Genomic DNA, 14,150 nt, shown 5'->3' on the forward strand with positions numbered 1-14,150 from the left:
GTGACTCTAGGTCCGAGCCCGTCAGAAGCCGGTAGCCCCCATCGACGGGGTGCGCAGATCGTGATATTCCTCGCCCGTGCGCACCCGCAGCACCGTGTACGGGCCCATTCGAGTGCACAGCGGCCACAGCGCGAACTCCACGAAATGCCGGAAATCGCGGTACAGCGCGGGGCGATACAGACCGTGCCGCCAGACCGGGCGCGCAGCCTCCGGGCGCTGCCAGCCATTGGCGCGCATGAGCCCGGTGACGCGCGGGTGCAGGCCGAGACCGGCTTCGGCGTCCAACCGCACCCGCAGGCCGTCGGCATCGCGCTGGAAATGCGCGGTGCCGCGATCACCGGCATCGACGGTGGCCTCGGTGTTCTCGGGCAGCTCCGCCACCACCACCGCGAAATCGTCGAAGAACTGCCGCCATTCGCGTTCGGCCGCGCGGCGTGCGGTCTGCTGCTGTTCGATGATCAGCTGCCGCCCGCGTTCGGCGGGGTTCACCAGGTGCAGTTCAACCGTATTGTCGTCCGGCACAACACCTATGGCCACATCGCGGGACGACCACACCGGGCCGAATGCCTGCCGGATCGTACCGTGCACGGGTGTGCCGAACTCCGCCCGCAGGGCGTCCACCGCGCGGGTCACCGCGGCGGTCAGCTGTTCACGGACCTCGACGGGCGGACCCTGCTCGTACAGATGGGATTCGATGCTGTCGGACAGGGTGATGCAGACCGACTCCAGCCGGTCACCGTCGTAGCAATATCGGGCCTGCGAATGATCCACGCGCAGTGCGGTTTTCACCCGCACCACGCGATCGGACGGACCGGGCTCGCCTTCCAGCTGCCAGCCGATCCGCTCGGCGAAGGCGGCGATATCGGCGCGGGTCCAGCTCCAGTCGAATTCCCTTGCGGCACGCGCGATATCGATTCCGCTCGGAATATCCACGCGCAGCGGGCCGATATCGAAGCCGTAGGGCGCGTTGCTGCGCAGGAATTCGGCGCGCTGGGTGCGGGCGGTGGCGTGCGGGGGAATGCCCAGCGCCGCCACCTCCAGATCCTGCCCGCCCTCCACCCAGGCATCGGCCACCAGATCGGTGACCGCCTTGACCTCCAGGGTGCGCAACGCCTCGACGGCGCGGGCGGCGAAATGACTGACGGCGGTGCGGCCCGCGGTGCGCGGCAGCCGGCACCGCCAATTCGCATCCTCGGTGGGCGTCCAGCCCTGTGCGATCAGCAGTTCCCCGACCTCGTCACCGTATCGCCATGTGGGATCGATGAATTCGCTGCGACTCAGCTCACCGGTGAATTCGCCCGGCTCCACCGCGAATTGGACGTATCTGCCACCGGGCGCGGTGATCACCAGCCGGGCATCGGTGGGCAGGGTCTCCAGATAATCCGCGAGATCCTCGGTGAACCGGCCCCAGCCGCCGAGTGCGGCCCGGCGGCGCGCCGCCTCATGTCGCTTATCCATCCAGAAGCGCTGATCCAGGGGATTCACCAGCATCAGATCGACGGTATTGGGTCCGATCGCCAAGCCCGCCAACAGATTCGGGAAGATCCAGGCGGGACCGTCATCGGGTCCGGCACCGGATTCCGGTTCACCCCACACCTCGATGAACGCGGCGCGCACCCGGTCCAGGGCCTCGGCGAGCAGTGCGGAATTCCCGGCGGCGGCGCAGTCCGAGACCGCGATCCGCACGTACCGCAATCGTCGGCCGCTGCCCCAGAACATGGCCGAATCCCACCAGATATCCAATCCGGTCCGGGAGAAGACCGCGCCGCGGCGCATGGTGCCCACCGGCTCCGGGGTCGCCCATCCCACTCGGCGCGCGAAGCTGCGCACATCGGTCGCGTCCCAGCTCCAGCCGAATCGCACCGCGGCCCGCACGATTTCCACCGCACCGGCACCGTCCACCCGAACCTCGAAACCCACGCCCGCGACAGTAGCTGTTCCGCCACCCCGCGACTTCGGCTCCGGACTGAGAAATTCAATCGTCCCATTCGCGTACAGCGGTGGCGAGCGACGAGAGTTTCGGAGTGCCCGGGGAGTCACCCCGAACTCACGAAATACGCGGGGAGTGCGAGGCGGGCTCCCGGTCCGTGGATCCGGCCCTGGAGCGCGCCGCCGAAGCCGCGCTCGGACTCCTCGACACCCGCCGTAGACGCTGCCGGACGGATGCTCCGGGCGAACTAACCAGTAGCCGCAGTAACGATTCCCGCGCCGATACCGACGTCCCTGGAGAATCACGGCCCGTCGGGGGGCCTGTCCATCCATCGGAATGGGAATGGGAACCGGGACATTGGCTCTTCGTAGCTTCTTTGCGCGCATCTGGTCTTACCTCAATAAGAATCGCCGCACCGCGATACCCGTGGCGGCACTCGCCACGCTGGGACTTGTCGTAGCCGTCGCGGCCTCCTGGGGTATCACCTCCTCGTCGCGCACCACGGAAACACAACTCACCTCATCGGTCACCGACTGCCACGACATGGTGACCATCTCGGTCGCCGGGCGCAATGACACACCCGTCTCCGGCACCACGGCCATGCTGGTCGACGCCAACGGCAATGAACTGCCCGCCGCGCTCTCGGGTGATCACAAGAGCGAATGGCTCGATCCGGTCGTGAACGCGGGCAGCAACGCGGTCGGCTCGGACTCGAACGCGGCCATCTACATCGCGTACCCGGCCAACCTGAACTCGGAGGAGGCCGCCGTCACCGCCGGTGTCGCCAATACCGAGCGGGTCATGCGGGAGATCTCCTCGGTGTGCCCGAACACCAAGTACTCCATCGTCGGCTACAGCGAGGGCTCGGACGTGGTCCGCCGCGTCGCCATGGCGATCGGCAACTCGCAGACCGATATCGACCCGGACAAGGTGCTCGGCGTCGTCATCCTCGCCGACCCGGGCCGCAAGGCCGGCGACGGCACCTTCATCGGCGCGCAGGACCCCAACCACCCGGACAACTTCGGCACCAACTTCGGTGGCAAGACCGCGGGCGGCCAGGGCGCACTGCCCGATACCGGCGGCGACTTCGGCAAGCTGAACGGCAAGATCGCCTCCTTCTGCTCCGACGGCGACCTCACCTGCTCCGCGCCGCAGAACATTTCGCTGCTGCAGCTGGCCATCAACGTCGGCCGGCAGATCAATATCGACGCCCTGCAGAACGAAGGGCTCACGCCCGCAACGGGTCAGGACGTGGCCGTCAAACTCGGTAACATCGCCCTGAACGCCTTCCAGTACATCGGGTCCAACCCGAACTGGATGAAGAGCAATGAAACCTTCCTCCAGGTGCTGCTGAAGGTCTCCGCCCCCGGCTACAAGCCCGGCCAGGCCTCCGCGGCCCCCGTGGCCGCCGCCGACAGCGTCGCCACCAACGACATGTCGCCCCTGGCCTACCTGCCGCAGAAGGTCTTCAACGAGATCGTCGGTCTGATCGTCACCAACACCAATACGATCCCCGTCATCCTCAGCGACCCGTACCAGCAGACCCTCGGCCCCGACCACACCGGCCACCACTTCGACTACTGGAAAGACGCCGACCAGTCCAACGGAAAGCCGCTGACCTCAGCCGAATACGCCGCCGCCTGGCTCACCCACCTCGCCCAGCAGGCGCAGAAGGGTGAACCGGTGACCACCAACGCCAAGCCCGAACCGGCCGACCTCGCCGCCGCTTACAAGGCCGCCAAGCCCGAAACCGGCCTCGCCACCGGCAGCACCACCGCCACCCCGTCCTCGACCACCACGACGTCGAAGACCTCGGGCACCACCACCACCGCACCCACCACCTCGGGCACAACCACCACGGCTCCCACGACGACGGCCCCGACCACCACGGTCCCGACCACCGTCGCCCCGGTGACCACCGATCCGGCCGCCGCCGTGGCCCCGGCCACGACGGTGCCCACCACCACGGTGCCGACCACGACGGCCCCGACCACCACGACGACCACCACCCCGCCGGTGACGACAACCACCACCGGCGGCCACTGACCGACCAGCTCGACCGAACACGATGCGGGGCAGGTGAATCCATCACCTGCCCCGCAGTCGTATGCGCACCCGGCTTCATACCGCGGGTATCACCCCGACTGACGAAATCGACAGCCGATTCGCCGATTCCTGGCTATCGGGACATTCCGGTGCGCCCGCGCCCGATCCGGTCCTACCGTCGAGCAGAGGCGATAGCAGGGAGTGTGTGGTGACGTACTGGGACAATGAGGTCGATGTGCTGGTCGCCGGGTCGGGCGGCGGCCTGGCCGGGGCGTATACGGCGGCGCGCGAAGGGCTGACGGTATTGCTGGTGGAGGCCACCGAGAAGTTCGGCGGCACCACCTCGTATTCGGGTGGCGGCGGAATGTGGTTCCCGTGCAATCCCGTGCTCCGGCGCGAGGGGGTGGACGACACGCTCGAGGACGCGCTCACCTACTACCGGGCCGTGGTCGGCGATCGCACCCCGGCCGAACTCCAGGAAGCGTATGTCCGCGGCGGAGCGAAGGTGATCGAGTATCTGGAGAGCGATCCGAGCATCTCGTTCCAGATGTTCCCGTGGCCGGACTACTACGGTAAGGCGCCCAAGGCGCGGCTGGACGGGAAGCGGCACATCATTCCCAAGCCGCTGGCCGCCGCGAAGCTCGGCGAGCTGAGCGCATCCGTGCGCGGACCGCTCGCCACCGATCGCCATGGCGATCCGCGGCCGGATTATCTGATCGGCGGGCGCGCGCTGGTCGGCCGCTTCCTGCTGGCAATGGCCAAGTACCCCCGTGCTTCCCTGCGCTTGAATACCGCGCTGGTCGAGCTGGTCGTCGAGGACGGCGCGGTGGTCGGTGCGATCGTCGAACACGAGGGTGAACGCACCGCGATTCGCACTCGCCGCGGAGTCCTGTTGGCGGCGGGCGGTTTCGAGGGCAATGACGCACTGCGGCAGCGTTTCGGCGTTCCTGGGGTCGCACGAGACACCATGGGGCCGTGGGAAATCTGGGTAAGGCGCACGAGGCCGGTATGGCCGTCGGCGCGGATACCGATCTGATGGATCAGGCGTGGTGGTCGCCGGGTTTGATCCATCCGGATGGCCGGGCGGCGTTCGCACTGTGGTTCACCGGCGGCATTTTCGTGAATCAGGCCGGTGAGCGGTTCGTGAACGAGTCCGCGCCGTACGACCGGCTGGGCCGGGAGATCATCGAGCGGATGGAGGGCGGTTCGGTGAGCCTGCCGTTCTGGATGATCTACGACGACGCCGAGGGCGGGGTGCCGCCGATCAAGGCCAGCAATGTGCCGATGGTCGAGACCGAGAAGTACGTCGAGGCCGGACTCTGGCACACCGCCGACACCCTGGAGGAGCTGGCCGCGAAGATCGGCGTACCGGGCGAGGCGCTCGCCGCCACGGTGGCGCGGTTCAACAAGCAGGCCGCCGAGGGCGTGGACGAGGACTTCGGCCGCGGTGACGAGGCGTATGACCGCGCCTTCTCCAATGGTGAATCGCCGCTGGCCCCGATCGCGCAAGGTCCGTTCCACGCCGCCGCCTTCGGCATCTCGGACCTCGGCACCAAGGGCGGGCTGCGCACAGACACGGTGGGACGAGTGCTCACCGCGGCGGGCACACCCATCCCCGGTCTCTACGCGGCGGGCAACACCATGGCCGCGCCCAGTGGCACCACCTATCCCGGCGGCGGCAACCCGATCGGCACGTCGGTGCTGTTCAGCCACCTGGCCGCATTGGACATGGCGAGCCGCTGACCCTCTCGTCATCCCGGCGCGTATTCGGCCGGGATCCACACCGTGGAGGCAGCAGCCGTGGGGTGTGGATCCCGGCCGAAAGCATGCCGGGATGACGAGGGTGGCGCGTCCCGCTGGCCTAGAGTCGGTTCATGAGCGACGAGACGGCCCCGGGTGTGCCCCTGCGGGCGCGATACGACGTGGTGGTGGTCGGTGGCGGCCACAATGGGCTGGTCGCGGCGGCGTATCTGGCGCGGGCCGGGCGGTCGGTGCTGGTGCTGGAGCGGCAGGACCATACCGGTGGCGCGGCCGTCTCGTCCCGGGTGTTCCCGGGGGTGGACGCGCGGCTGTCCAGGTATTCGTATCTGGTGAGCCTGCTGCCGGAGCAGATCGTACGAGAGTTGGGGCTGCGCTTCGAGACTCGTAAACGCCGCATCTCCTCCTACACCCCGGTGGGTGCGGGCGGACTGCTGGTGGACAATGGGTCGCGGGCGCGGACCCGAGCCAGCTTTCAGCGAGTCACGGGCTCGGACAAGGACTTCCGATCCTGGCAGGACTTCTACGGTCGCACCGCCGAACTCGCCCGGCGGGTGTTCCCGACCCTCACCCGACCGCTGCCCACGCGTGCCGAAATGCGTTCCACGGTAGCCGATTCCGATCTCTGGGCATCGATATTCGAACGCCCCCTGGGTGAATGGGTGGAGCGGGAGTTCGAGGATGACACCGTGCGCGGGGTGGTCCTCACCGACGCCCTGATCGGCACCTTCACCCATGCGCACGACCCGTCGCTACGGCAGAACCGCTGTTTCCTCTACCACGTGATCGGCGGCGGCACCGGTGACTGGGATGTCCCGGTCGGCGGGATGGGCGCGCTGACCGACGCGCTGGCCACGGCGGCGCGGGCGGCCGGGGCGGAGATCGTCACCGGCTGTGCCGTCACCCATCTCGAAACCGATGGCGGTACCGCCGAAGTCGACTTCACCACCGAAGCGCGCACCGGCACCGTCATCGCGCGGAACGTGCTGGTCAATGCCGCGCCCCACGAACTCGCCCGGCTGCTGAGCGAGACCGCCGAGCGCCCCGAGGGCGCGCAGCTCAAGATCAATATGCTGCTGCGCCGCCTGCCGAAGCTGCGCGACACCTCGGTCGATCCGGTCGATGCCTTCGCGGGCACCTTCCATATCGCCGAGTCGAGTTCCCAACTCGCCCTGGCGTACCGGGAGGCCGCCGCCGGACAGCTCCCCGCCGCCCCGCCCGCGGAGATCTACTGCCACACCCTGACCGACCCCTCGATCCTGTCACCGGAGTTGCGCGCACAGGGCGCGCACACCCTAACCCTCTTCGGATTGCACACCCCCGCACGACTTTTCGAGGCCGACCCGGAGGGCGCGAAGGCCAGACTGGTCGAAGCCACTCTCGCCCAACTGGATTCGGTGCTGGCCGAATCCATTCGCGACTGCCTGGCACTGGACGCCGAGGGCAATCCCTGCCTGGAGGCCAAATCGCCGGTGGATCTGGAGCGCGATATCGGCCTGCCCGGCGGCCACATCTTCCACCGCGATCTCGAATTCCCCTATCTGCCAACGGATTCCGACGACTCATCCGCCGCCCGCTGGGGGGTGGCCACCGCGCACCGCAATATCCTGCTGTGCGGCGCGGGTGCGATCCGAGGCGGCGGGGTCAGCGGCATCGGCGGCCACAATGCCGCTATGGCGTTGTTGACGTGAGCGAACTCTCCGCGCACACCTCGACACAGCAGCGAATGAAATCGCCCACCACCGGCGGTGTTTCGGCGGAGGAGGGCCAGGCCACCGCGACGCGGCTGGGCCCGATGCCGCGCACCGGTCGATAGGCGATACCGGGTCGCGGGTAGTAGCGCGCCGACGAGGCCGGGGTGAAGCTGAGTCCGAACCCGTTCGCGATGGCCGTCAGCCATTCATCGGTATTGCGGGCGATCGCGCCGATCACCGCGGTACCGGCGGGCCGGGCGTCCGTGCCGATCCAGAAGTCCCGCCACCAGCCGTTCTCCGGTGGTGAGGCGACGAACGGCTCATCCCACACCGATCGGAAGTCGATCTCCGCCGCGGCCGCGAGCGGATGATCGGCGGGCAGTGCGAGCCAGCGCGGTTCGGCGAAGAGTTCCTGGATCCGATAGCCGTGATACCCCGGGAACGGCAATCGCACCAGCGCCGCGTCGACCTCCCCGTCGGCGAGTCCGGCGCTGGGATCGGTCCAGCCGGTCTGCCGCATATCGATGCGCCACCCCGGATGCGCGCGCCGGAAGGCCGTCACGATCTCGGGCGTGAATTCGTTTGCGGCGCTGGCGATGAACCCCACCCGCAGCACCTTTCCGGCCCTGCTCGCACCGCTCTTGGTAGCGCGCAGCATGCGATCCCACCCGGCCAGCAGTTCCGGGGCGTGCTCGGCGAAGACGCGACCGGGTTCGGTGAGTGTCATGCCGGTGCGCGAGCGGGTGAAAAGCTCCACGCCGAGCTGGTTTTCGAGTTGTTTGATCTGTTTGGTCAGCGCGGGCTGGGACACGTAGAGCCGTTGCGCGGCCCGGGTGACATGCCCCTCCTCGGCGACGGCGACGAAGTAGCGCAGCAGCCGGGTGTCGATGTCCATTCGACCAGGTTAGGAATGCCGATTCCGGGGCCGGAATCCGGTGCCGCCGAACGCCGTGCCGGGGCCGCGCCGCTAGGAGGTGCGGCGGCCGTCCCCGGCCTGCTGTCCCATGATGTCGGTGCAGCACCGAATGAAGTACCGCACAATGGGATCCGCCTCGGAGGCGTCCGGCCACACCAGCGCCACCCGGGTCTGTCCGATGCCGTGCACGGGGCGGAACACCACGCCCGGATAGGGATTCGCGGCGGCGGTGGAGGCCGGGGTGAAGCTCACGCCATAGCCATTGGCGATGGCGCGCAGCCACTCCTCGGTATTGCGGGCGATGGCCCCGATGATGGCGGTGTCGGCGGGCCGGGAGTCCAGGCCCATCCAGTAGTCGCGCCACCAGCCGGTTTCGGCGGGTGAGGCGACATAGGGCTCATCCCAGAGTTCCCGGAAGGCGATGTCCTCGCGTTCGGCGAGCGGATGATCGTCCGGCAGCGCGATCCACCGCGGTTCGGTGAAGAGTTCGCGCACGTAGTACCCGTCCTGGCCGGGGAAGGGTAGTCGCAGCAGTGCGACATCGACATCGCCCTCGTCGAGTCCGGCGGTGGGGTCGGTCCAGCCGCCCTGGTGGATATCGACCTGCCAGTCCGGATGCAGCCGGTGGAAGACGCGAATGATCTCCGGGATATGCCCGTCGGCGGCGCTGTTGACGCAGCCCAGGCGCAGTAGGCGGGCGGCGCGGCTGGCATCGCTCTTGGTATCGCGCAGAATGTGGTCCCAGGCGCCGAGCAGGCCCGGAACCCGTTCGGCCAGCACCTTTCCCGCCGCGGTGAGGGTCCAGCCCGCCCGTGAGCGGATGAAGAGCTCGACGCCGAGTTGCTGTTCCAGCTGTTTGATCTGGGTGGCCAGGGCCGGTTGGGCGACATGCAGCCGCTGCGCCGCCAGCGGCAGGGACTCGGTCTCCGCGACCGCCAGGAAGTAACGCAGCAGTCGCGTGTCGATATCCATGCAATCAGGTTATGGACGGCGCAACCCGTAGGCACATCCCGGCGTCAGCGGCCGGGACGGCCGGGGATGCTATTCGCGGTTCCGGCACAGTGCCCATGCTCGCAGATGACGGCCGTGAGGCGAACCGGATTAGTGGAAGCGGGCGAGCTAGGGTGAATTAGCTAAACGATAGCTGTCTCGATTCCGGGCGGAAGGAGGCAGGTGAATCCCACCGAACCCGAACCACATCAGCCCCAGCACCGCATGGTCCCGGCCCCGCGCCCCATGAGCGGGCGGCTCTACGGCGCCACCCGCCGCGCCGCCGGCTCCATGGATCGCTGGCTACGCCGGGTCAGCGCGGTGCCGCTCGATCTGCCCGAGGACGCGCCCGAACCGCAGGAGCCGCCGGTCTCGGCGGATCTGCTGGATCTGCTGCGGCATATGGGCGTGGCGCTCATCGCCTCCGGTGAGACCACCAATCAGGTGCAGCGCATTCTCGATGATCTGGCCCGCCGCTACGACGCCGACGAAGTGCACTTCTTCGTGCTGCCCACCGGCATCTTCGTGCGCGTGCACGATTCCCGCGGTAGCGCCGTGGATCTGCTGGAGGCGAATGTGGACACGCTGCGACTGGATCAGATCGCCGCGCTCTACAAACTCATCGACGAGATCAAACACACGGTGCCCGCGCCGGCCAAGGCCACGCTGGCGCTGGCCGTGATCCTCGATTCGCCGCCGCCGACCGCGGTATGGCTCATGCTGCTGGGCAATGTGGTGCTCACCACGGGCCTGGGGCTCATGCTCAATCCGACCGCGGACGCGCTACCCGGATATATCGTGATCGGCCTGGTGGTGCAGTTGCTGATCCTGCTCGCGGACCGGATGCCGTTGATCTCACTGGGTCTGCCGGTGCTCGCCGGTGGCACGGTCACGTTGCTGGCCTTCGGATTTCCGCACGCGCTGGGCGGCGGCAATCCGCAGCAGTTGCTGGTGCCGGGCGTCTCCACGCTGCTGCCGGGCGCGACGCTCACCAACGGGTCCATCGAATTGGCGACCGGATCGATGGTGGCGGGTGCGAGTCGCACCATCTACGGCCTGAACAAACTGTTCCTGCTGGCCTTCGGCGTCCTGATCGGATTGCAGCTGCTCGGCTCGCAGCGCGTCGGCACCCCCGAGCACCTGCATCAATTGGGTTGGTGGGCGCCGGTTCTCGGTGTGCTGCTGATCGGACTCGGGCATTCCTGGCGGGCCAGCGCGCCGCCGAAATCGCTGCTCTGGCTGCTGGTGGTGCTGTACGCGGCATTCGCGGCGCAGCGGTTGGGTGTGCAGATCGGCGGCGGTCTGCTGGGTTCGTTCCTGGGCGGCATGGTGGCGGTGCCCGCGGCATATCTGGTGCAGCGCAATCGAAATGCCCCGCCCACCCAGGTGACCTTCCTGCCCGCCTTCTGGATGCTGGTGCCCGGCGGTATCGGCTTCGCGGGGGTATCGCAGCTGGTGGCCGAGTCCGATGCCAATGGTCTGCACGTGCTGGTGACGACCACGCTGACGGTGCTGGCCATCGCGCTGGGCGTACTGGTCGGCTCGGGTCTGGCGACCAAGCGGCCACCGCAGATCACGCCCATGGTGGAGCAGTTCCTGGGTCCGGATACCGGGCGGCATTCAGCGGACCGCCGCAGGCCCTGAGTCCGGATCGGCCAGCCACCGCAGCCAGTGCGGTGCGAGCAGCGCGGCGAATTCGTCATAGCCGGGCGCGTCGGGGTGGTAGCCGTCGGTGGCGGCGACCTCGCGCATCCAGATCGGATTCTCTCGCAGGGGTTGGTGCGCACGCAGATACGGCATTTCGAGGGCGTCGCAGAGTTCGGCGAAACCGGCATCCAGAGCCAGCAGCCGTCGATTGTGATCCTCGTCCACATTCGGCGGTGGCGCGACCACCAGTGCGGGCCAGCCCTTTTCCCGCACGCCGCGCAGGATGGCGGTGAGGTTCTCGATCGACACCGCGGGATCGACGCGGGCGCGGCCGTTCTCGAACTGGGTGTCATTGACGCCGGTGGAGATCACCACCCGGCAGTCGGCCCCCGCGGGTAGCCGCGGCGTGCACTCGGCCTCCCAGCGGGCGCGCAGTTCGGTGCTGTTCTCGCGGCGAACGCCCAGGTTGTAGTAGCTCAGCGGTTGTCCGGCTGCGATGGCGCGGACCGCGAGCCGACCGGCCCAGCCCAGACACTGGCGATCACCGATCCCGGCGACCAACGACTCACCCAGAAAGCACACACGAAGATCAGGCACCACGGGCAGATGGTTTCACGGCACGCAGGAAAAACAGACACGACATGACGGCGTGGCGGGCGGGGACGTCCCGATCGGGGGAGGCGACGGGTTACGGTAACCGGCGGGTTGGAAAGTCGGCGTGCCCGCCGGCGGCACGGCCCGCCCCGAGCCGACCATGGGACCGCAGTCGTTCCCACGATCCGAAAGCGCCCACAGGACATGCGAGTCGACGGACGGGAAGTTCCTGTCTCCGGCAGCCTGCTGCAGCCCAGGACCCGCCGGACCAGCGACATACTGCGCGTCGTGCTGTCCGCGGTCTTCACGGCCGTCGTCATCACCGGCTCGCTCATCACCCGGCCGCAGTGGGAGAACCTGGAGCGCTCGGTCTCCGAAATCGTCGGATTCCTCACGCCCGAGCAGTCCAATCTGGTCTACATCCTCTACGGGATCGCGATTCTGGCGCTGCCGTTCGCGATTCTGGTGCGCCTGATCTGGGGCGGACAGTGGAAGCTGCTGGGCGGCTTCCTGTCCGCCGGCCTGATCGCTCTGCTGCTGTTCTCCATCACCGGCACCGGATTCAGCGCGCCGCGCTGGCATCTGTCCGAGCCGGAGCAGGTCAATACCTTCCTGTCGCAGTTCCTGGACGATCCGCGCTGGATCGCCATGCTGGCGGCCACGCTGACGGTGGCGAGCCCGTGGCTGCCCGCGCGCTGGCGGCGCTGGTGGTGGACGCTGCTGCTGGCATTCGTGCCCATCCACCTGGTGGTCTCGCTGGTGGTGCCCGCGCGCGCACTGCTCGGGCTGGCGGTGGGCTGGCTGGTGGGTGCGGTCATCGTGCTGGTGGTCGGCACGCCCACGCTCGAGGTTCCGCTCGACGCGGCCGTTCGGGTGCTGGCGCGGCGCGGTTTCCAGGTGACGGCCTTCCAGGTGGTGCGCCCGGCCGGGCGCGGGCCGCTGGTGCTCTCGGCCAAGACCGAGGCCGATCCCCTGATCGTGGAGATGTACGGGCAGAACCAGCGCAGCCGCAGTGCGCTGCGACAATTGCGGCGCTGGTTGACGATTCGGCCCGGTGAGTATCCGACGCTCTTCGGCTCCATGCGCCGCGCGGTGGAGCATCGCGCGCTCATGGGTATCGCCATCGGGGATCTCGGGCTGGGCAGTAATCGTCCGCTGACCGTCGCCGCACTGGATCGCGGCTGGATGATGTACGCGCACACCGAACCTCGCGGGGTGCCGCTCGCGGCCGAACACGGTGAGCAGATGCTGGTCAAGGTGTGGCAGGCGCTGGGCACACTGCACGAGGGGCAGATCACGCACGGCGATCTGCGCGCCGAGGATATTCGGATCGTGGACGGCGACGTGCGTTTCAGCGGTTTCATGATGTCCGAGTTCGGCACCTATGACGTGCGATTCCAATCCGATGTGGCGCAGCTGCTGCTCACCTCGGCGGCGCTGTTCGGGCCCGAGACCGCCGTGCGCACCGCCTTGGAGTTGATGGGTCCGCAGCGGGTGCTGAGCGCCTCGCGGCGGCTCACCAAAACCGCCATCCCGCAACAGGTCCGCAAGGCGGTGCCCAATGTCGGGGAGGTCATGAAGGCCACCCGTGACGAGGTGGCGGTGCAGACCGATCAGGACAAGATCGAGGCCGCGCGCATCACCCGATTCTCCCGCAATCAGATCATCCAGCTGGTGCTGTTGATCGGCCTGGTGTACGTGGCGTACCCGTACATCAGTGCCGCGCCCGGCTTCTTCTCCGAACTGCAGCAGGCGAATTGGTGGTGGGCTGCGCTGGGCCTGGCCGTCTCCGCGCTCACCTATCTGGGTGCGGCAATGGCGTTGTGGGCCTGCGCCTCCGAGGAGGTCAACTTCCGCAACCTGCTGTTCATGCAGGTCGCCAACACCTTCGCCGCGACCACCACGCCCGCGGGTGTGGGCGGTCTGGCCCTGAGCGTCCGCTTCCTGCAGAAGAGCGGTCTGGGCGCGGTGCGCGCCACCGCGGCGGTGGCCCTACAGCAGACCATCCAGGTGGTCACCCACCTGGTGCTGCTGGTGTTCTTCAGTGTGGCAGCGGGCGTTTCGACGAACCTGTCGCATTTCGTCCCGAGCGCGACCATCCTCTACCTCGTAGCCGGCACCCTGCTCGGCCTGCTCGGTGTGACCATGTTCGTCCCCAAGATCCGCCGCTGGCTGGTCCACGAGGTACGCCCCCAATTGGCCGATGTCCTGGCACAGCTCAAAGACCTGGCGCGCCGCCCGGGACGCCTGGCCATGATCGTCGGCGGCTGCGCCACCACCACCCTGGGCATGGCCCTGGCCCTCTGGGCGAGCATCGAAGCCTTCGGCGGCAGTACGACTTTCGTGACGGTCACCATCGTCACCATGATCGGCGGCACCCTCGCCTCGGCCGCCCCCACCCCCGGCGGCGTAGGCGCCGTCGAAGCCGCCCTCATCGGCGGTCTCGCGGCCTTCGGAGTAGCGGCGACCATAGCCGTCCCCGCGGTCCTGCTCTACCGAGTCCTGACCTGCTGGCTCCCCGTCTTCTGCGGCTGGGCCATCATGCGCTGGCTAACCTCCAACGACATGATCTGAC

At 68.1% G+C, this 14,150-nt stretch carries 8 protein-coding genes and 1 pseudogene; 5 read left to right on the plus strand and 4 right to left on the minus strand.

Going from position 1 to position 14,150, the window contains the following annotated elements; all coding sequences use genetic code 11:
• Positions 1-21: 21 nt before the first annotated feature.
• The gene (locus NA10_RS12745; RefSeq protein WP_067567663.1) at positions 22-1,920 is read right to left on the minus strand and encodes a DUF6301 family protein; all 1,899 of its coding nucleotides are present in this window, start codon (positions 1,918-1,920) and stop codon (positions 22-24) included.
• 367 nt (positions 1,921-2,287) lie between these two features.
• Here NA10_RS12745 and NA10_RS12750 point away from each other — a divergent pair, with 367 nt between their 5' ends.
• The 3 genes and pseudogenes from NA10_RS12750 to NA10_RS12760 all read left to right on the plus strand — a co-directional run bounded on the left by NA10_RS12750 (position 2,288) and on the right by NA10_RS12760 (position 7,425).
• A complete protein-coding gene (locus NA10_RS12750; protein ID WP_373862367.1) occupies positions 2,288-3,976 on the plus strand; it encodes a cutinase family protein in 1,689 nt (562 codons plus the stop codon).
• Positions 3,977-4,184: 208 nt separating this feature from the next.
• Positions 4,185-5,719 (plus strand): annotated as a pseudogene (locus NA10_RS12755) (FAD-binding protein).
• Between the two features lie 131 nt (positions 5,720-5,850).
• Positions 5,851-7,425 carry a phytoene desaturase family protein gene (locus tag NA10_RS12760; RefSeq protein WP_067567665.1) on the plus strand — a complete coding sequence of 525 codons (1,575 nt, stop codon included), beginning with the start codon at positions 5,851-5,853 and terminating at the stop codon, positions 7,423-7,425.
• Here the strand turns inward: NA10_RS12760 and NA10_RS12765 are convergent.
• Positions 7,406-8,323 (minus strand): LysR family transcriptional regulator, encoded by a 918-nt coding sequence (locus tag NA10_RS12765; protein WP_067567667.1) that lies wholly within the window; start codon positions 8,321-8,323, stop codon positions 7,406-7,408. The genes NA10_RS12760 and NA10_RS12765 overlap by 20 nt on opposite strands.
• 72 nt (positions 8,324-8,395) lie before the next feature.
• Positions 8,396-9,316, minus strand: coding sequence for a LysR family transcriptional regulator (locus NA10_RS12770; RefSeq protein ID WP_067567669.1), 921 nt, complete (start codon positions 9,314-9,316; stop codon positions 8,396-8,398).
• Between the two features lie 201 nt (positions 9,317-9,517).
• Here NA10_RS12770 and NA10_RS12775 point away from each other — a divergent pair, with 201 nt between their 5' ends.
• Positions 9,518-10,978, plus strand: coding sequence for a threonine/serine exporter family protein (locus tag NA10_RS12775; RefSeq protein WP_067567671.1), 1,461 nt, complete (start codon positions 9,518-9,520; stop codon positions 10,976-10,978).
• On the opposite strand, the gene NA10_RS12780 is transcribed toward NA10_RS12775, so the two are convergent.
• Positions 10,955-11,581, minus strand: coding sequence for a GDSL-type esterase/lipase family protein (locus tag NA10_RS12780; protein ID WP_067567673.1), 627 nt, complete (start codon positions 11,579-11,581; stop codon positions 10,955-10,957). The genes NA10_RS12775 and NA10_RS12780 overlap by 24 nt on opposite strands.
• A 198-nt stretch (positions 11,582-11,779) precedes the next feature.
• On the opposite strand from NA10_RS12780, the gene NA10_RS12785 reads away from it, so the two are divergent.
• Positions 11,780-14,149, plus strand: coding sequence for a lysylphosphatidylglycerol synthase transmembrane domain-containing protein (locus tag NA10_RS12785; RefSeq protein ID WP_067567675.1), 2,370 nt, complete (start codon positions 11,780-11,782; stop codon positions 14,147-14,149).
• Position 14,150: the final 1 nt, after the last annotated feature.

It is taken from the genome of Nocardia acidivorans NBRC 108247 (genome assembly GCF_001625085.1).
In the GTDB taxonomy this organism is placed as follows: domain Bacteria; phylum Actinomycetota; class Actinomycetes; order Mycobacteriales; family Mycobacteriaceae; genus Nocardia; species Nocardia acidivorans.